Source organism: Pseudomonas sp. MYb193, from assembly GCF_002966775.1.
GTDB lineage: Bacteria > Pseudomonadota > Gammaproteobacteria > Pseudomonadales > Pseudomonadaceae > Aquipseudomonas > Aquipseudomonas paracarnis.
This window is the reverse complement of record NZ_CP023269.1, coordinates 5,669,505-5,686,978: the sequence shown is the minus strand read 5'-3', so window position 1 is coordinate 5,686,978 and position 17,474 is coordinate 5,669,505. Positions and strand designations below refer to the sequence as shown.

The following is a 17,474-nucleotide window of genomic DNA, read 5'->3' as shown; positions in this document are numbered from 1 at the left end:
GGCTCAAGAATTTTGGGGTGTCTTTATAACACCCGTCCGTCGACTGCCGAAAAATCGATGTCCCGGGATAACCGTTGCCTTGTGTTTCTCTCTCGCACTGCCTGGAGCATCTGCGCCATGAGTTCTGCCTCTCTTATAAAGACCCCACCGGAAAAGGTCCGGGTCAACGGTTGGGTGTTCTACACCTCCACCGCGCTGATTTTATTGTTGACCGCCATTCTGATCGTCGCCCCGCAGGAGGCCGGGCGCATGCTCGGTGTCGCACAGGCCTGGCTGTCGAAAAGCTTTGGCTGGTACTACATGGTGGTCATCGCTGCCTACCTGGTGTTTGTGGTCGGCCTGGCGTTTTCGTCCTATGGGAAACTTAAGCTGGGTGCGAAGGACGATACCCCAGACTTCAGCTACGGCGCCTGGGCCGGCATGTTGTTCTCGTCGGGTATCGGCATCTCGCTGTTGTATTTCGGTGCGTCCGAGCCGTTGGACCATTACTTCAACCCGCCCGAAGGCGCTGCCGCCAGCAATGGCGCGGCACGCCAGGCGCTGCAGCTGACCTTCCTGCACTGGGGCCTGCACGGCTGGGCGATCTATGCGCTGGTCGGCCTGGCCGTGGCGTACTTTGCGTACCGCCACAACCAACCGCTGGCCCTGCGTTCGGCGCTGTACCCGCTGGTGGGCGAGCGTTGGGTGAAGGGCGCGGCTGGCCACGCGGTAGACGGTTTCGGCATGTTCGTGACCCTGCTGGGCCTGGTGACCAACCTGGGGATCGGCTCGATGCAAGTGTCGTCGGGGCTGGAAAACCTGTTCGGCATGGAGCACAGCAATACCAATTTGCTGATCGTGATCATCGTGATGAGCACCGTGGCGACCATTGCCGCTGTGTCGGGTGTGGAAAACGGTATTCGCCGCCTGTCCAACCTCAACATCGTGCTGTTCAGCGGTTTGCTGATCTTCGTGCTGTTGTTCGGCCCTACCTTGCACCTGCTCAATGGCCTGGTGCAGAACACCGGTGATTACCTCAACGGTATCGTGCTGAAAACCTTCGACCTGTATGTGTACGAAGGCGACGGTGCCAAGACCGAACGCTGGATGGGCCTGTGGACCTTGTTCTACTGGGCCTGGTGGATTTCCTGGGCGCCATTTGTGGGCATGTTCATCGCGCGTATTTCCCGTGGTCGTACCGTGCGCGAACTGGTGGCTGGCGTATTGCTGATCCCGCTGGGCTTTACCCTGGCGTGGCTGTCGATCTTCGGCAACTCGGCCCTGGATCTGGTGTTGAACCATGGGGCGGTGGAGTTGGGCAAGACGGCGCTGGAGCAACCGTCCATGGCCATCTACCAACTGCTTGAGCATTACCCGGCGTCGAAAGTGGTGATCGGCGTGTCGATCTTCGTGGGCTTCGTGCTGTTCCTGACGCCTGCGGATTCCGGCGCGGTGATGATGGCCAACCTTTCCTGCAAAGGCGGTAATGTGGATGAAGATGCGCCGCACTGGTTGCGTATCTTCTGGTCGGCGGTGATCACCCTGGTGACCATCGGCCTGCTGTTTGCCGGCAACTTCGAAGCCATGCAAACCATGGTGGTGCTGGCGGGGCTGCCGTTCTCGGTGGTGCTGGTGTTCTTTATGTTCGGTTTGCACAAGGCCATGCGCCAGGACGTGGCCACCGAACAGGAGCAGGCGCAATTGGCCGAACGCGGGCGTCGTGGTTTCAGCGAGCGCTTGACGGCGCTGGACCTGCAACCGAGCCAGGCCACCGTGCAGCGCTTTATGGACAAGCACGTAACGCCGGCGTTGGAAGAAGCCGCGAGTGCGTTGCGTGATCAGGGCCTGGAAGTGCAGACCTTGCTGGGCAAGTCCAAGCGCTGCATCGGCGTGCGGATCGAGATGGACGAGGGCAACCCGTTTGTCTACGAAGTGAGCCTGGATGGCTACTCGGCGGCACCGGCTGACCTGCCTGAAGAAGAGCGCACCCGTTACTATCGTGCCGAGGTGTACCTGCACAACGGGCCGCAGGAGTATGACCTGATGGGCTTCACCCAGGAGCAGATTACCCGGGATGTGCTCGATCAGTTTGAAAGCCATCGGCAGCTCCTTGGCCGGGTCTATAGCTGATAGTTGAGCTGGCGGCGCCTTCACTGGCGCCGCTGTTGCAAGCATTGAATGCGGTCGAATGTGGGAGCTGGCTTGCCTGCGATAGCAAGGGTGAATCCAACATAGCTATCGCAGGCAAGCCAGCTCCCACACTGACCCAGTTTTTTCAGTAGGTTTTGCAGGGTTGCCTTAACCCAGGTTCTTGCCCAGCAGGGCATGGTAGAGCTCACTGTCCCCCAGTATCCCCACCACCTTGTTGTTGTCGTGCAGCACCAGCTTGTTGCCTGTCTGGTAGCGAATCTGCAGTGCATCGCGCATGCCGATGTTCGAGTCCACCAACGTCGGTACGCGGCCCAAGCCTTCCACGGCTTGCCCTGGCGCCCAGTTCTGCAGGTTCATCGTCACGCCATTCTGGCGTGCGCCCTGGATGGTGTTGCCTTCAGCCAGGTCCAGCCAGGAGTCGCCACCCGGATCAAGGCACACCGAACCATTCACACGCGTGCAGTTATCCAGGGTGCGCATCAGGCTGCGCCCGCACAGCACGTTCAACGGGTTGGTATGGGCGACGAAGGTGCGCACATAGTCGTCCGCCGGGTTCAGCACGATCTCTTCCGGCACGCTGTACTGGATGATCTTGCCGTCTTTCATGATCGCGATACGGCTGCCGAGCTTGAGTGCTTCATCCAGGTCGTGGCTGACGAACACGATGGTCTTGCTCAATTTGCGTTGCAGTTCCAGTAGCTCATCTTGCAAGCCTTGGCGGATCAGCGGGTCGAGGGCCGAGAAGGGTTCGTCCATCAGCAGGATATCGGCGTCCATCGCCAGGGCGCGAGCCAGGCCGACGCGCTGCTGCATGCCACCGGACAACTCGTCGGGCTTCTTGTTGCGCCATTGGCTCAGGCCCACCAGTTCGAGTTTCTCGTCCACCAGCGTGCGCCGTTCTTTCTCTGGGCGGCCCTGCATCTCCAGGCCGAAGCTGATGTTCTCGCGCACCGTCAGCCAAGGCATCAGGGCAAACTTCTGGAACACCATGGCGATGCGTTTGGTACGCATCATTTTCAGCTCGGCGGGGGTGCAGGAGGCGATGTCGATCTGACGCCCTTCATGCTCCACAAACAGCTGGCCACGGCTGACGGTATTGAGGCCGTTGATGCAGCGCAGCAAGCTGGATTTGCCTGAGCCCGAGAGGCCCATCAGCACACAGATCTCGCCTTTCTCGATGTCCAGGCTGGCGTTCTCGACGCCGACGATCTGCCCGGTCTTCTTCAGGATTTCGTTACGGCTCATGCCCTGGTCCAGCAGCTTGAGCGCTTCGCGTGGGTCTTTGGAAAAGATCACGTCGACTTTGTCGAATCGGATAATGCTCATGCATCACCCCCTACTTTAGCGTCGGGTTGTTTGCAGATACGGTCGAGCATGATGGCGAGCAACACAATGGCCAGGCCCGCTTCAAAGCCCAGCGCAATATCGGCAGTGTTGAGTGCGTTGACCACCGGCTTGCCGAGGCCGTCGGCGCCTACCAGGGCGGCGATCACCACCATCGACAACGACAGCATGATGCATTGGGTAATGCCGGCGGCGATGCTCGGCATGGCGTGGGGCAGTTCAATGCGCGAGAGCAACTGGCGGCGCGAGCAGCCAAAGGCCTTGCCGGCGTCCATCAGCTCTTGCGGCACATCGCGGATACCCAGGTAGGTCAGGCGGATCGGCGCGGCAATCGCGAACACCACCGTGGAAATCAGCCCAGGCACCACACCCAGCCCGAAGAGGGTCAGGGTAGGGATGAGGTAGACGAAGGTCGGCACGGTCTGCATCAGATCGAGTACCGGCCGCATCATGGTGTAGAACATCGGCTTATGCGCGGCAACAATGCCCAGCGGCACACCGATGACCACGCAGACCAGGGTGGCGAACAGCACCTGCGCGAGGGTTTCCATGGTTTCCTGCCAGTACCCCAGGTTGAGGATCAGCAGGAAGGAGGCGATGACAAAAACAGTCAGTCCCCATTTACGTTGAATAAAGTGAGCCAGCAGCGCAATCAGACCGATCAATGCCAGTGGATTGAACCAGGTCAGCGCAAACGTCACGCCGTGGATCATCGTTTCCAGTGTCGAAGCGATTGCGTCGAAGTAGTTGGCACCGTGTTGGGTCAACCAGTCGACGAAGGCAGCGATGTACTGGCCTAGTGGGATTTTCTGTTCAGTCAGCATGGTAGTGAATGTCCACATGCGAAGGGGAAAACATCCCAGGCCAGCGCACCGGCCTGGGGTCAGCGGGTGCTATTTGGCGAGGTAAGCTTTAACGGCATCGAGCCCTGGTTTGCCATCAACGGTGGTGACACCGGCGAGCCAGGTGTCGAGCACTTGCGGGTTCTTCTGCAGCCAGGCCTTGGCGGCAGCATCGGCCTTCATCTTGTCGTCCAGGACGTTACCCATCAGGGTGCTTTCCATGTCGAGTGTGAACACCAGGTTTTTCAGCAACTGACCAACGTTGCTGCATTCCTGGGTGTAGCTTTTGCGGGTGTTGGTGTAGATGGTGGCCTGGCCGTAGTTGGGGCCGAACGAGTCGTCACCACCGGTCAGGTACTTCATCTTGAAGCGAGTGTTCATCGGGTGCGGTTCCCAGCCGAGGAACACGATGGCCTGGTTGCGCTTGGAGGCGCGTTCGACCTGGGAGAGCATGCCGGCTTCGCTGGATTCGACCACCTTGAAACCGGCGGTTTTCAGGCCGAAGGCATCTTTGTCGATCAGCGTCTGGATGGTGCGGTTGCCATCGTTGCCCGGCTCGATGCCGTAGATCTTGCCGCCCAGCTCATCCTTGAATTTGGCGATGTCGGCGAAGTCTTTCAGGCCCTTCTCATACAGCGCCTCTGGGACCGCCAGGGTGTACTTGGCGTTCTCCAGGTTGGCGCGTACGGTTTCCACGGTGCCGGCATCACGGTACTGCTTGATGTCGTTTTCCATGGTCGGCATCCAGTTGCCGAGGAAAATGTCCATGTTCTTGCCGTCGGCCAGGGACTTGTAAGTCACAGGTACCGAAATCATCGTGGTGCGCGGCTTGTAGCCCAGGCCCTTGAGGATCTCGCTGGTGGTCGCGGTGGTGACGGTGATGTCGGTCCAGCCGACATCGGAGAAGTTGACGGTCTTGCACTGTTCCGGTTCTGCGGCGTGTGCCACGACTGGCAGACTCAGCATGGCGGCCAACAACAACGAGGGTGAACCTTTCATGTGGGTAGACTCCTGTGTCTTTTCTGGCGGCATTCGCCGCGCTTTATAAGTGTTGCGGTCGGAGCGTGCGACAACAGCTCTGGCGCGGTGCCTTGCAAACGAGTCGAGACTGATCATGTACCAGTGAAAATCTGACGCCTACAGGGGGCGTCGTATCCAGTACAGGGAGGGTCGCATCCAGTACCGATGACGTCGCTTACAGGTTTTTCCGAAGGTAAAACTGCTGTTTTTACCCTTCTGCACCGCAAAAAACGGCCAAAACTGGCGTTCGCACGCGAGCGCCGCTGGTGAGCATGAGTGCGTCGGTGTGAGACGCCGTGATGACGAATAAAAGCTTGATGATGCCGCCATCTGGGCGATCTGAGCGTAGCACCTCGTTCAAGCCCGGCCCGTGCTTATCGAGGAGTTCCACGTTAATGGCTATCAGCGTTTTCGACCTGTTCAAGATCGGCATCGGGCCTTCGAGTTCCCACACCGTGGGGCCCATGCGCGCCGCGGCGTTGTTCGTTCAAGGGTTGCGTGAGCGTGGGTGGCTGGAACAGGTGCAGCGTGTCGAAGTGCAACTGTACGGCTCGTTGTCGGCCACCGGCATCGGCCACGGCAGCGACACCGCCACCATCATGGGCCTGATGGGCGAGTGGCCAGACGTAATCGACCCCACGCAAATCGGTGCACGTATCCACACCCTGCGCGAAACCGACACGCTGCTGCTGGACGGGCGTTTGCCGGTGCCCTTTGTGTGGGCGCGGGACATGCGCCTGCTCGATGAGAACCTGCCGTTCCATCCCAATGCCATGACTCTGGTGGTGTTTGGCGAAAACGGCGAGTTGCACCGCGACACCTATTACTCGGTGGGCGGCGGTTTTGTGGTGGATGAGGCCCAGGCCCAAAGCGGTGTGGCGGATATGGACCGCACCGAGCTGCCTTATGACTTTTCCAGTGCCGTGGAGCTGTTGCAGTTGTGCAAGACCCACAACCTGCGCGTTGCCGAACTGATGCTGGCGAATGAAAAAACCTGGCGCAGCGAAGAAGAAATCCGCAGCGGCCTGATGAAGCTCTGGCGCGCCATGCAAGATTGCGTGGAGCAGGGCCTCAAGCACGAAGGCATCTTGCCCGGCGGCTTGAACGTACGCCGTCGCGCCGCCAAGTTGCACCGCAGCTTGCAGGAGCTGAACAAGCCCAATGTGATCGGCTCGACCTTGAGCGCCATGGAATGGGTCAACCTGTTCGCCCTGGCGGTCAACGAAGAAAACGCCGCAGGTGGGCGCATGGTCACGGCGCCCACCAACGGCGCGGCGGGAATCATCCCGGCGGTGTTGCACTACTTCATGAAGTTCAGTGAAGAAGTCACCGAAGCCAACGTGGTTGACTACCTGTTGGGCGCGGCGGCGGTGGGCATCCTGTGTAAAAAGAACGCCTCGATCTCCGGTGCCGAAGTCGGTTGCCAGGGCGAGGTCGGTTCCGCGTGTGCGATGGCCGCAGCCGGGCTGGCGGAGATCCTCGGCGCCACGCCGGAGCAACTGTGCAACGCTGCCGAAATCGGCTTGGAACACAACCTCGGCCTGACCTGCGACCCGGTGGGCGGCCTGGTGCAAGTGCCGTGTATCGAGCGCAATGCAATTGCGGCGGTGAAGGCGATCAACGCGGCGCAAATGGCGTTGCGTGGCGATGGTCAGCACTTCATCTCGTTGGACCGGGTGATCCGCACCATGCGTGATACCGGGGCCGATATGCATGACAAGTACAAAGAGACATCACGCGGTGGGCTGGCGGTGAGTGCGGTTGAATGTTGAGTCAATGATATCGCTATCGCAGGCAAGCCAGCTCCCACAGGAAACGCATTCCAAAGGTGGGAGCCGGGCTTGCCCGCGATGGCTATAGTGCTGACGCAATTGCTCACAAAGTGAACACCCTAAGCCAAAATCGCCACCTTTTAGCGCGTCGCAAATAGATAAGTAGCTTCCGAACGAATTCCTACACGATCACACGCCTGATGTGCTTTGGGTGACAGACTCCTCCTACGCCCGCAAAGCGCCTTCCCACAAGTGCTACCGATCTGCTCACCCCCCTTGAACTCCGCCCGTTATGCGTCATATCCCGCACTTCGCGCGTGGGCTCATATAGACACATAAACAGGTCGTTTTCAGGAGTTCTTGAATAGCCATTCAATTTTAGGCATGGCATTTGCTCTATCAATTACAAAGCCTCTCCTTTCCAGGACGAGCGCAATAACAAGAGCCTCGCCTGAGGCCGCCACCCGCTTTGTGTGATGTGAGGAGATACCGCGATGACGTCGACCAACTCCGGGGCCCAACCCCAGAACCGTGCGCCTCAATCCATCGGCTTTTTGCTGCTGGACAATTTCACGCTGATTTCCCTGGCGTCTGCCGTGGAGCCACTGCGCATGGCCAACCAGCTGTCCGGCCGCGAGCTGTATCGCTGGACAACCCTGAGTGTCGACGGCAACCAGGTGTGGGCCAGCGATGGCCTGCAAATCACACCCGATGCCTCCATGCACAAAGCACCCGTGCTGGACACGGTCATCGTGTGCGGTGGCGTGGGTATCCAGCGCACCGTCACCCGTGAACATGTGTCGTGGCTGCAAAGCCAGGCACGCCAGTCTCGTCGCCTTGGCGCAGTGTGCACCGGCAGCTGGGCCCTGGCCTGCGCCGGCTTGCTCGACGGCTTTGATTGCAGCGTGCACTGGGAATGCCTGGCGTCGATGCAGGAAGCCTTCCCGCGGGTGGCCATGAGCACGCGCCTGTTCACCCTCGACCGCAACCGCTTCACCAGCTCCGGTGGTACCGCGCCCCTGGACATGATGTTGCACCTGATCAGCCGCGACCACGGCCGTGAATTGTCGGCCGCCATCTCCGAGATGTTCGTGTACGAACGCATCCGCAACGAACAGGATCACCAGCGTGTGCCGCTCAAGCACATGCTTGGCACCAACCAGCCGAAGCTGCAGGAAATCGTTGCGCTGATGGAAGCCAACCTCGAAGAGCCGATCGACCTGGACGAACTGGCAGTGTATGTCGCCGTGTCGCGCCGGCAGTTGGAGCGGCTGTTCCAGAAATACCTGCACTGCTCGCCGTCGCGCTACTACCTCAAGCTGCGCCTGATCCGCGCACGGCAACTGCTCAAGCAGACGCCGATGTCGATCATCGAAGTCGCCTCGGTGTGCGGGTTTGTGTCTACGCCACACTTTTCCAAGTGCTACCGCGAATATTTCGGCATTCCGCCACGGGATGAGCGCGTAGGCTCCAACACCACCCAGCAAGTAGCGATGATGCCGATTCCGCCGGCACTGGTGTTGTCACCGTTGTCGGGGCCGATGTCGGCGTTGAGCCAGGCCAGGAACGAGTCGACGTTTGCCAGTGTAAGGCTCTAAACCGAGTCGTCTGCATCGCAGGCAAGCCAGCTCCCACCTTGGAATGCGTTCTCCTGTGGGAGCTGGCTTGCCTGCGATAGCGGTATTTTCAGGCGCCGGAGTTCTGTTTGAATTGCATCAGCGCCGGCAGCAACTGCTTGTCGATCGCCTGCCTCACCGTTGGCAAAATCGTCGCGCTGCCGCTGTACATCTGTTCCACCATGCCCTTGAGCGCCTTGGCCCGCGCTTCGCTCAACCCGCGCACCGCACATTCGCAGGCCTGCTCGGCGGTAGCGCCGCTGGACACTTCAAAACCCAGCGAGCGTAGTTGGCTCAGCAGGTCATCCTGGTCAATCAAATCCGCGTGCATCATGACGGTCATCCTGGTGTAGGGAGCGGGAATGACTTGGATTCTGGTAGGCCACAGGACTGGCGGCAAGGGCAGAATCCAGCGATGGCTCGCATGGCTATGAACAGGTCGTTTTCGGGTTACTTGACCTGACCCGTAACGGGCACACTGAACCCAGGCACGCAGCTTGAAGGTTTGGTCACCCTCGAAATGCACCGCTCACACAAAGCACTCTGCCCCGATCCCGTCACGGCTGGATCGGGGCTTTTTTTTGCGCGGGCAGCCCGATCACCCTGCCGAGCAGGGCCGGCCGGGGTAGATCGGCGTGTGCCTGGCTGAGGGCGATGAGTTTTTCCAGCGTCGCGTCGGTAAACGGCGCCGACTGCGGACCGGCCAGGTCGACATGCAGCAGCATCTGTTCGTTACCCGCCAACTCGCGTGCTTCGCCCACAAGGTGCAGGCTGTGATAGAGGTGCAGGCGCTTGGCGTCATGGGCGATCAGTTGGGTATGCACCTCAACCTCGGCCCCGAGCTTCACCTCATGCAGGTAGTTCAGGTGCAGCTCCAGGGTGAACAGCGAGTGGCCACTGGCTTCGCGGTTTTCGCTGTCCAGCCCCAGCGCGTCCATCAGCGCATCGGTGGCGTAGCTGAAGATCAGCAGATAGAACGCGTCACGCAGATGGCCGTTGTAGTCGACCCAGTCGGGCAGGATTTTCGTGGTGTAGGTGGTCAGTGCGGGCATGGCATGAATCCAATTCAGTGTGCGGTCAAGTGTGCTGGCCGGCCTGCGATAGCAATGGTGAGGCCAACACCGCCATCGCAGGCAAGCCAGCTCCCACAGGGTTATTCGGCGAAGTTCATGCCGTGCTTGGCCTTGGTTGTTTTTACGGCTTCCAGTACCGCCAGCAGGCAGTCATCACGATAGCGCTCCAGCGCCGAGATGCTGTGGTTACCTAACTGCTCCGCGGTGCCATCGACCACATCATCAATTAATTTTTCAGTCAATTCAGGCGCCGGTAGATAAGTCCACGGTAGCTGCAACGCCGGGCCGAACTGTGCCATGAAGTGGCGCATGCCGGCGTCGCCGCCCGCCAGTGTGTAAGTGAGGAAAGTGCCCATGAACGACCAGCGCAACCCGGCACCAAAACGAATGGCGTCGTCGATTTCGCCGGTGGTCGCCACCCCGTCATTGACCAGGTGCAGCGCCTCACGCCACAGCGCTTCCAGTAGGCGATCGGCAATAAAACCCGGCACTTCCTTGCGCACATGCAGCGGGCGCATGCCGAGGGATTCATACACCGAGATCGCCGCCTGGATTGCCTCTGGTGCGGTGTTTTTGCCGCCCACCACTTCTACCAGTGGCAACAGGTAGACCGGGTTGAAGGGGTGGCCGACCACGCAGCGTTCCGGGTGGGTAGAGCTTTCATAGAATTCGCTGGGCAATAGCCCTGAGGTGCTGGAGCCGATCAATGCGTTCGGCTTGGCCGCGGCGCTGATCTGGCTGTGCAATTGCAGCTTCAGCTCCAGGCGTTCCGGGGCGCTTTCCTGGATGAAGTCGGCGTCTTTTACGCAGTTTTCGATGGTAGTGACAAAGCGCAGGCGGTCCTGGGAGGCACCTGACGCCAAGCCCTGTTGTTCAAGGGCTGGCCAGGCGTTGGCGACGCGTTTGCGCAAGGCCGCCTCGGCACCGGGCGCCGGGTCCCAGGCCACCACATCCAGACCATGGGCAAGGGCACGGGACACCCAGCCGCTGCCGATGACTCCGCTGCCCAACGCAGCAAAGGTTTTGATTTCGGTGATAAAGCGCATGGCATATTCCTAAAGTGTTCGATGATCCTTTGTGGGAGCCGGGCTTGCCCGCGATGGCGGCATTGCAGGCTACAAAGATGTGGCAGATTTACTGGCCTCATCGCGGGCAAGCCCGGCTCCCACAGGAGTGGTGGTGTCTGTGTTAGCCGCGTTGAGTCAGGCCCATCTTGATGCGGCCTTCGGCTGGGGTCAGGACCCTCGCGCCTAACCGGCTGAGAATTTCACTGGCGCGATCCACCAATTGCCCATTGGTGGCGAGCACGCCTTTGTCCAGCCACAGGTTGTCTTCCAGGCCCACCCGTACGTTGCCGCCCAGCAGCACCGCCTGCGCGGCCATTGGCATTTGCATGCGGCCAATGCCGAAGCCGGCCCACACCGCGTCGGCGGGCAGGTTATCGACCATGGCTTTCATGGTGGTGGTGTCGGCCGGTGCGCCCCAGGGAATGCCCAGGCACAGTTGGAACAGCGGGTTATCCAGCAGCCCTTCCTTGATCATCTGCTTGGCGAACCACAGGTGGCCGGTATCGAAAATTTCCAGCTCGGCCTTTACGCCCAATTCCTGGATACGTTTGGCGCCGGCACGCAGTTGCGCCGGGGTGGACACGTAAATGGTGTCGCCATCGCCGAAGTTCAGCGTGCCGCAGTCCAGGGTGCAGATTTCCGGCAGCAGTTCTTCAACGTGGGCCAGGCGGGTCAGCGGGCCCACGAGGTCGGTATTGGGCCCGAACTCCATGGGATTCTCGCCGCCACCGATCTCCAGGTCGCCACCCATGCCGGCGGTGAGGTTGACGATGATGTCGATGTCGGCCTCGCGGATGCGCTCCATCACTTCGCGGTACAGCGCGACGTCGCGACTGAACTTGCCGGTCTCGGGGTCGCGTACGTGGCAATGCACGACCGTGGCGCCGGCCTTGGCGGCCTCCACGGCAGCGGCGGCGATTTGCTTGGGAGTGACCGGCACGTGGGGGCTTCTGGCGGTCGTGTCGCCAGCACCGGTGAGTGCGCAGGTGATGATGACGTCGTGGTTCATGGGGCGGTTCCTTACAGGCGGGTGATTTCAAGGCGCAGGGCGCCGTTCGCAACCTTCAGGGGTTGCGAAGCGGTGATCTGGATGGGTTATTTCGTGGTCAATTGCAGGTTGGCGGCAGCCGGTTTGCCGTCGAAGGTGGTCACACCCTCCAGCCAGCGCGCCTGGTCTTGCGGGTGATCCTTGAGCCACTGCTTGGCGGATTCGATGGCATCCTTGTGGTCCAGCAGCGGTTGCATCATGCGGCTCTCGTCGGCGGCGGTGAACGTCAGGTTGGTCAGCAGCTTATGCACGTTGGGGCACTGCTCGGCGTAGGCCGGCGCGGTCACGGTCCACACGGTGGCCATGCCTTCGTTCGGGCCCAGGGCGTCTTCGCTGCCGGTGAGGTAAGTCATCGCCACATTGACGTTCATCGGGTGCGGTGCCCAACCAAAGAACACCACGGCTTCCTTGCGGCGCACGGCACGGTCTACGGCCGCCAACATGCCGGCTTCGCTGGACTCCACCAACTGGAACTTGCCCAGGCCGAACTGGTTTTTGGCGATCATCGCCTTGATCTGCGTATTGGCGCCCGAGCCCGGCTCGATGCCATAAATCTTGCCGCCCAGGTCTTTTTCGAACCTGGCGATGTCAGCAAAGGTTTTCAGGCCCTTGTCGGCCAGATAAGTCGGCACGGCGAGGGTGGCGCGGGCGTCTTCCAGGCTGGGTTTTTCGAGGACCTTGACTTGCTTGGCGTCGACGAACGGCGTGATGGTCTGGGTCATCAGCGGGTTCCAGTAACCCAGAAACAGGTCCAGGCGCTGGTCGCGGATGCCGGCAAAGATGATTTGCTGCGAGGCGCTGGTTTGTTTGGTCTTGTAGCCGAGGCCATCGAGCAGCACCTGGGCCATGGCGCTGGTGGCGATGACGTCGGTCCAGTTGACCACGCCCATGCGTACGTTCTGGCATGAAGCGGCATCCGCTGCCAGGGCGTTAGTGCTCAAAATGGCGCTGGCGCTGAGTGCAAGTACGCAGCGGCTGATCAGTCGGTTCATGGGTGGAGCCCTCGGCAGTCGTTATTGTGGGTGCCGGCGTCTTTGTGCGCCGTGGGATCACGTTACGCAGCTTGGCGCCCCGCAAAGCGCACGGCGGCGACCCGCTTTTGCACTGCAGCGACCTGGGCTCTTGAATGGCCGGTTGAACTGGCGTATCACAGTGAGCACGCTGCCCGTACGACGAGAGCGCCACCATGTCCCAGGATGTCTATTTCTTGCTGATGCCGGGGTTCTCGGCCCTCGGTTTTATCTCCGCGCTGGAACCGTTACGCGTGGCCAATCGCTTTCGCGGCGAGCTGTACCGCTGGCACATCTTGAGTGCCGATGGCGGCGCGGTACTGGCGAGCAACGGCATGTCGGTCAACGCCGATGCCGCGCTGGAACCGTTGAAAAAAGGCGCGACCTTACTGGTGGTGGCCGGCTTCGAACCCCTGCAGTTCGCCACGCCCGCCCTGGAGCATTGGCTGCGCCGCCTCGACCATGAGGGTGTGACCCTCGGTGCCATCGACACCGGCGCCTGCGTGCTGGCCGAGGCGGGCTTGCTTGACGGCCACCGCCTGACCTTGCACTGGGAAGCCATCGACGCCTTCAAGGAGGCCTATCCGCACCTGAGCGTGACCCAGGAACTGTTCGAAATCGACCGGCGCCGCATCACCTGCGCCGGCGGCACCGCGTCCATCGACTTGATGCTCGATCTCATCGCTCAGGCCCACGGCCCGGAGCTGGCGATCCAGGTTTCCGAGCAATTCGTACTCGGCCGCATCCGCCCCCGCAAGGACCACCAGCGCATGCAGATCGCCACGCGCTACGGCATCAATAACAAGAAACTGGTGCACGTGATCGGCGAAATGGAACAGCACACCGAACCGCCCCTGAGCACCTTGGCCCTGGCCGAAACGATCAAGGTCACCCGACGCCAACTGGAGCGGCTGTTTCGCCTGCACCTGAACGATACGCCGAGCAATTTCTACCTGGGCCTGCGCCTGGAAAAAGCCCGCAAACTGCTGCGCCAGAGCGACATGAGCGTGCTGGAAGTGAGTATTGCGTGCGGGTTTGAGTCACCGTCGTATTTCACCAGGAGCTATCGCGCAAGGTTTGCCAAATGCCCGCGGGAGGATCGGCGACGGGAGGTGGTTTGACGGACAATTATAGTCAATTATACTCTTCACTATAATTTATAGTGCTTTCCATAATTGAGTATAAAACCATGTCCAAACTCAGCGGCTTTGTGTTTCGCCGCCCCACCCTGGCAAGCAGTATTGCCGATGGCCTGGTGGGGGCCGGTATTCAGGATTTCACCTCCGGTCTGTTTCTCGCGGCGCCCCGACGCACGGGCAAAAGCACTTTTCTGCGCGAAGACCTGATTCCGGAATGTCAGCTGCGGGGCTGGCTGGCGGTGTATGTCGACCTGTGGGCCGACAAGGAAAAAGACCCCGCCGAGCTGATCGCAGGTGCCATTGCGGGGGCGTTGGTGCCGTTTGAAAAGGGCATTCGCAAACTGGCAAAGAGCATTGGCATCGAGAAACTAAGCTTTCTGCGTACGCTTTCGTGGGACTTTACCAAGCCACAATTGCCTGTCGGTGCGACGCTGACCCAAGCGTTGGAATTGCTCCATAGGGCTGCAGAAAAACCCGTTGTACTGGTGATTGACGAAGCACAGCACGCATTAACCACCGAGTCAGGTATCAATGCGATGTTCGCGTTGAAGGCTGCCCGGGATCAGCTCAACCAAGGCCGTGACGAGGAGGGCAGCGGTTTGCGCCTGGTGTTTACCGGCTCCAATCGCGACAAACTCGCCCATCTGGTATTGGGTAAAAGCCAGCCATTCTTCGGTTCCAGCATCACGCCGTTTCCGCTGCTGGGCAAAGCGTTCACCCAGGCCTACACCGTGCACCTCAACGCGCACCTGGCCAAGAACAACCAATTCAACGCGGCTGACATTGATGAGGCGTTTGAGCTGGTAGGTCGGCGTCCCGAGATGTTGCGCACGATCATCGGTGAAGTCGCATTGGAGCTGGGCGAGGCGAGCAATCTTGGCCAACTGCTGCACAGTCGCGCAGAACTGCTGCGCGCGGGTGTATGGACCGAGTTCGAAAGCGCCTGGAACGCCCTGACCATCCCGCAGCGTGCGGTGTTGCAGGTGATGGTGGTGCGTTCGCAAAGCAATGAGCCATTTGCGCCGTTTACCGACAGCACGATTACCGCAGTCAGCAAGGCATTGGAGGTTATGCGCAGCGATGTGGTGCCCGGGACCCAGACCATTCAGGCCTGTATCGATGCCCTGCGCGACAAGGAATTGGTATGGAAGTCGAGCCGGGGAGGGTATGCCCTGGAAGACAAGTCGTTCGGGGATTGGCTGCTGCACAAAACCCGCATACCGACTAACGAGTGAAACCCGATGTAGCGCAGTTTATAAGGGAATCATGGAAGGTGTAGGAAGTTTCTTTTTTTCATCGCTAACGGAGACTTATAGCCAAGGACTGCTAACGTCCTATGGGTCTTAGAAGTGGCTCTTGACCAAATGCTTTTGAAATGAAGCGCGCAGGCCAGGAAGCCACTACTTAACCAGAAGAGGTTGGCATGCTTAGAAAACTAGTTACTGTCATCGCGTTCGCGACCACCCCGGTGTGGGCAGTCCAGGCGTCTGCACCTTTCACCGGAGCCGACTACAGCGGGCGCTATGAATGTACCGGCCAGGATAAACATATAGGCAGCTATAAGGGTGTTGTTGATATGGCGCTCGACGCCAAGCAAAGCACTGGCAAGTACGCCGCCTACACCTTCACCTTGACCTTGGAAGACAAGTCCCGTTATGACGGAATGGCCGCAGGGACTTCGGATGCGCTGGGCGTTTATTTTGCTCACACCGACCCTGTCTTGAAAGACTTCGGCGTGGGGGTCGCACAAATGACGTCAACCCCGGAGGGCAAAGTGTCTTTCGTTAAGTACTACTACACGCCTGAATACGAAAGCGGTGGTCACGGCTTGGAACACTGCGTCAAAAGCTGATGGGTAGTTACTTTTTCATCAGGGTTGAACAGGCTGTTTTATAAGCTTCATGCTGATACTTGTTCAACGTCGTCGGCAGATCAAAGCTGTGCTTCTTGTTCTGTGCATTGATGGTCTGCGGCGACAGCAGCGTCACCTCCACCCCATCCAGCAACTGAAACACCCCTTCGATCTTGAACGTCGTCGGGCCACCGGCGAACTCGCCTTTTTTACTGCGTTTCTTGATGGCAATGCGCGTGATGCCGTTGGCTTGAACGAACGCCTTCACCTGGGCGGCGAAGGCTTTGACGTTGGCTGCATCATCGTCGTCTTCAAGGACGATTTTCTTGGTGGCCAGGGCGACGTGGGTCAGCGTCTGGTTGTCCAGGGAGGCGACGGCGATGATGGCTTCGCTGCCTTTGATTTCGATGCCGCAGATGGTCATGAGCGGGTCCTTTACGAGGGAGAGGCTTCAGGAAAGGGCTTATTGAAATGCAATTCAAAGAGCTGCTCTATTGTCTTGCTCATTGGTTGAAGTTGGGAAATTTCTATCTTAAGTTTCAATAAGCTTGCTTCTTTGATTTTAATATCTAGCTCATTCAGTACTTCGCCGGGCTTTTGTATTTTCTGAAACCAGCGGCTAAAACCTATCACCGTGCACAGTGACGTGAGCGTCGCGTACAGACCTATGAAAATATAAAACTCTTTTCGTGGACGAGCAGATAGTCCATGAACGTGTCGAGGTTATCTTTCTCTCGTTCTTTGTATGTAGAAAGTTTTCTTTCTTGTATAACGAGGCTGTTCTTCAGGAAGGTGACGTCGTTGTTGAATGAATCCGGCAGATCTGCGATTTTATGCAGCTCCGGTGTGCCTTTCTCAAGTGCTCCAATGCGTTTGGTGAAGTCGTTTACCATTTGCTCCGTTTGCGAATGGTGGCTTTCCTCGCGTGTTTCTTTTTGGAATCTGTAGTCCAGATAAGAAAAAATAGACACCAGTGTCAGCGCACCTGCAATTAGCCATAAACCAAATACAGCAAGCAACTTATAAATATTGTCGGTGGGTGGGGATGGAAGCCATTGCATGCCGAAAATTCCTTAAGTCAGCGTCAGGTAGCGAAAAGCGACAGTGGGACGCTTCTAGTGTAGGAATATAGTTACTGTTCTTGGCCAATCGACTCCAAAAACTCCGACCGCTCATCACTCATGCGCGCCAGGCAGTCGTTGTGCGCAATCGCATAGGCCTTGGTGCCGGTCACTGCCGGGAAGGTGTCCACTGCACAATCGGCGTCGCGCAGTTTTTCCCACTTCTGCTGTGCGTCCTTCAGACGGGCGGTAATGTCCGCCAGTTTGGTCTTGTCGCTGCCGTAGGTCGAACCCATGCGCTCCAGCAACCCCTGATAATTATCTTTGAGCAATTGCTCGGCGGTGGTCTTGTTGTAGGTGGCGCATTCCAAGGTTTGCTGGTCGTTCTCGATACCGTCGCACGGCGTGCTGTCGGTGTCTTCGGCCGCGTGGGCGGTGGTTGCGATGAGTGCCAAAGCCAGGAAAATCGATTTCATTGCGCCGTCTCATATCACGTGATG

The 17,474-nt window shown here is 59.2% G+C and carries 17 protein-coding genes; 6 read left to right on the top strand and 11 right to left on the bottom strand.

The features are described 5' to 3' along the window. Positions 1-174 precede the first annotated feature (174 nt). Entirely contained in the window at positions 175-2,109 is a 1,935-nt protein-coding gene (locus tag CLM72_RS26125; RefSeq protein ID WP_230633881.1) for a BCCT family transporter, read from the top strand. Between the two features lie 168 nt (positions 2,110-2,277). On the opposite strand, the gene choV is transcribed toward CLM72_RS26125, so the two are convergent. The 3 genes from choV to CLM72_RS26110 all read right to left on the bottom strand — a co-directional run bounded on the left by choV (position 2,278) and on the right by CLM72_RS26110 (position 5,315). Next, complete coding sequence (gene choV / locus CLM72_RS26120; RefSeq protein ID WP_054922367.1) at positions 2,278-3,456, bottom strand: choline ABC transporter ATP-binding protein; 1,179 nt, start codon at positions 3,454-3,456, stop codon at positions 2,278-2,280. Further along, entirely contained in the window at positions 3,453-4,298 is an 846-nt protein-coding gene (gene choW, locus CLM72_RS26115) for a choline ABC transporter permease subunit (RefSeq protein WP_003194913.1), read from the bottom strand. Before choW ends, choV begins: the two co-directional genes overlap by 4 nt. 69 nt (positions 4,299-4,367) lie before the next feature. Continuing rightward, positions 4,368-5,315 carry a choline ABC transporter substrate-binding protein gene (locus CLM72_RS26110; RefSeq protein ID WP_105228802.1) on the bottom strand — a complete coding sequence of 316 codons (948 nt, stop codon included), beginning with the start codon at positions 5,313-5,315 and terminating at the stop codon, positions 4,368-4,370. Positions 5,316-5,731: 416 nt separating this feature from the next. Here CLM72_RS26110 and CLM72_RS26105 point away from each other — a divergent pair, with 416 nt between their 5' ends. Both CLM72_RS26105 and CLM72_RS26100 read left to right on the top strand, forming a co-directional pair. Continuing rightward, on the top strand, positions 5,732-7,108 hold the full coding sequence (locus tag CLM72_RS26105) for an L-serine ammonia-lyase (RefSeq protein ID WP_105228801.1): 1,377 nt from the start codon (positions 5,732-5,734) through the stop codon (positions 7,106-7,108). Positions 7,109-7,602: 494 nt separating this feature from the next. Continuing rightward, positions 7,603-8,706 (top strand): GlxA family transcriptional regulator, encoded by a 1,104-nt coding sequence (locus CLM72_RS26100; protein ID WP_003194907.1) that lies wholly within the window; start codon positions 7,603-7,605, stop codon positions 8,704-8,706. 88 nt (positions 8,707-8,794) lie between these two features. On the opposite strand, the gene CLM72_RS26095 is transcribed toward CLM72_RS26100, so the two are convergent. The 5 genes from CLM72_RS26095 to CLM72_RS26075 form a co-directional block, all read right to left on the bottom strand. After that, a complete protein-coding gene (locus tag CLM72_RS26095; protein ID WP_105228800.1) occupies positions 8,795-9,058 on the bottom strand; it encodes a hypothetical protein in 264 nt (87 codons plus the stop codon). A gap of 223 nt (positions 9,059-9,281) precedes the next feature. Continuing rightward, on the bottom strand, positions 9,282-9,776 hold the full coding sequence (locus CLM72_RS26090) for a thioesterase family protein (RefSeq protein ID WP_105228799.1): 495 nt from the start codon (positions 9,774-9,776) through the stop codon (positions 9,282-9,284). A 101-nt stretch (positions 9,777-9,877) separates the two neighbouring features. Continuing rightward, positions 9,878-10,843 carry an L-carnitine dehydrogenase gene (locus CLM72_RS26085; protein ID WP_105228798.1) on the bottom strand — a complete coding sequence of 322 codons (966 nt, stop codon included), beginning with the start codon at positions 10,841-10,843 and terminating at the stop codon, positions 9,878-9,880. Between the two features lie 142 nt (positions 10,844-10,985). Next, positions 10,986-11,873: a 3-keto-5-aminohexanoate cleavage protein gene (locus CLM72_RS26080; protein WP_105228797.1), complete on the bottom strand. Its 888-nt coding sequence runs from the start codon at positions 11,871-11,873 to the stop codon at positions 10,986-10,988. 86 nt (positions 11,874-11,959) lie between these two features. Then, the gene (locus CLM72_RS26075; protein WP_105228796.1) at positions 11,960-12,904 is read right to left on the bottom strand and encodes a choline ABC transporter substrate-binding protein; all 945 of its coding nucleotides are present in this window, start codon (positions 12,902-12,904) and stop codon (positions 11,960-11,962) included. Between the two features lie 194 nt (positions 12,905-13,098). Here CLM72_RS26075 and CLM72_RS26070 point away from each other — a divergent pair, with 194 nt between their 5' ends. The 3 genes from CLM72_RS26070 (at position 13,099) to CLM72_RS26060 (ending at position 15,913) form a co-directional block, all read left to right on the top strand. Then, complete coding sequence (locus tag CLM72_RS26070) at positions 13,099-14,043, top strand: GlxA family transcriptional regulator (RefSeq protein WP_054898194.1); 945 nt, start codon at positions 13,099-13,101, stop codon at positions 14,041-14,043. A gap of 68 nt (positions 14,044-14,111) precedes the next feature. Further along, a complete protein-coding gene (locus CLM72_RS26065; RefSeq protein WP_105228795.1) occupies positions 14,112-15,296 on the top strand; it encodes an ATP-binding protein in 1,185 nt (394 codons plus the stop codon). Positions 15,297-15,484: 188 nt separating this feature from the next. After that, positions 15,485-15,913, top strand: a complete 429-nt coding sequence (locus CLM72_RS26060; protein ID WP_105228794.1) for a hypothetical protein — start codon at positions 15,485-15,487, stop codon at positions 15,911-15,913. 7 nt (positions 15,914-15,920) lie between these two features. Here CLM72_RS26060 and CLM72_RS26055 read toward each other — a convergent pair whose 3' ends face one another. The 3 genes from CLM72_RS26055 to CLM72_RS26045 form a co-directional block, all read right to left on the bottom strand. After that, positions 15,921-16,337, bottom strand: a complete 417-nt coding sequence (locus CLM72_RS26055; RefSeq protein WP_105228793.1) for a DUF3010 family protein — start codon at positions 16,335-16,337, stop codon at positions 15,921-15,923. 241 nt (positions 16,338-16,578) lie between these two features. Beyond that, the gene (locus CLM72_RS26050; RefSeq protein WP_105228792.1) at positions 16,579-16,974 is read right to left on the bottom strand and encodes a hypothetical protein; all 396 of its coding nucleotides are present in this window, start codon (positions 16,972-16,974) and stop codon (positions 16,579-16,581) included. A 71-nt stretch (positions 16,975-17,045) separates the two neighbouring features. Further along, positions 17,046-17,450, bottom strand: coding sequence for a lysozyme inhibitor LprI family protein (locus CLM72_RS26045; RefSeq protein WP_034128881.1), 405 nt, complete (start codon positions 17,448-17,450; stop codon positions 17,046-17,048). Positions 17,451-17,474: the final 24 nt, after the last annotated feature.

Coding starts and splice junctions, on each gene's coding strand:
- choV (WP_054922367.1), bottom strand. CDS start 3,456: ATGAGCATTATCCGATTCGACAAAGTCGACGTGATCTTTTCCAAAGAC.
- choW (WP_003194913.1), bottom strand. CDS start 4,298: ATGCTGACTGAACAGAAAATCCCACTAGGCCAGTACATCGCTGCCTTC.
- CLM72_RS26110 (WP_105228802.1), bottom strand. CDS start 5,315: ATGAAAGGTTCACCCTCGTTGTTGTTGGCCGCCATGCTGAGTCTGCCA.
- CLM72_RS26105 (WP_105228801.1), top strand. CDS start 5,732: ATGGCTATCAGCGTTTTCGACCTGTTCAAGATCGGCATCGGGCCTTCG.
- CLM72_RS26100 (WP_003194907.1), top strand. CDS start 7,603: ATGACGTCGACCAACTCCGGGGCCCAACCCCAGAACCGTGCGCCTCAA.
- CLM72_RS26095 (WP_105228800.1), bottom strand. CDS start 9,058: ATGATGCACGCGGATTTGATTGACCAGGATGACCTGCTGAGCCAACTA.
- CLM72_RS26090 (WP_105228799.1), bottom strand. CDS start 9,776: ATGCCCGCACTGACCACCTACACCACGAAAATCCTGCCCGACTGGGTC.
- CLM72_RS26085 (WP_105228798.1), bottom strand. CDS start 10,843: ATGCGCTTTATCACCGAAATCAAAACCTTTGCTGCGTTGGGCAGCGGA.
- CLM72_RS26080 (WP_105228797.1), bottom strand. CDS start 11,873: ATGAACCACGACGTCATCATCACCTGCGCACTCACCGGTGCTGGCGAC.
- CLM72_RS26075 (WP_105228796.1), bottom strand. CDS start 12,904: ATGAACCGACTGATCAGCCGCTGCGTACTTGCACTCAGCGCCAGCGCC.
- CLM72_RS26070 (WP_054898194.1), top strand. CDS start 13,099: ATGTCCCAGGATGTCTATTTCTTGCTGATGCCGGGGTTCTCGGCCCTC.
- CLM72_RS26065 (WP_105228795.1), top strand. CDS start 14,112: ATGTCCAAACTCAGCGGCTTTGTGTTTCGCCGCCCCACCCTGGCAAGC.
- CLM72_RS26060 (WP_105228794.1), top strand. CDS start 15,485: ATGCTTAGAAAACTAGTTACTGTCATCGCGTTCGCGACCACCCCGGTG.
- CLM72_RS26055 (WP_105228793.1), bottom strand. CDS start 16,337: ATGACCATCTGCGGCATCGAAATCAAAGGCAGCGAAGCCATCATCGCC.
- CLM72_RS26050 (WP_105228792.1), bottom strand. CDS start 16,974: ATGCAATGGCTTCCATCCCCACCCACCGACAATATTTATAAGTTGCTT.
- CLM72_RS26045 (WP_034128881.1), bottom strand. CDS start 17,450: ATGAAATCGATTTTCCTGGCTTTGGCACTCATCGCAACCACCGCCCAC.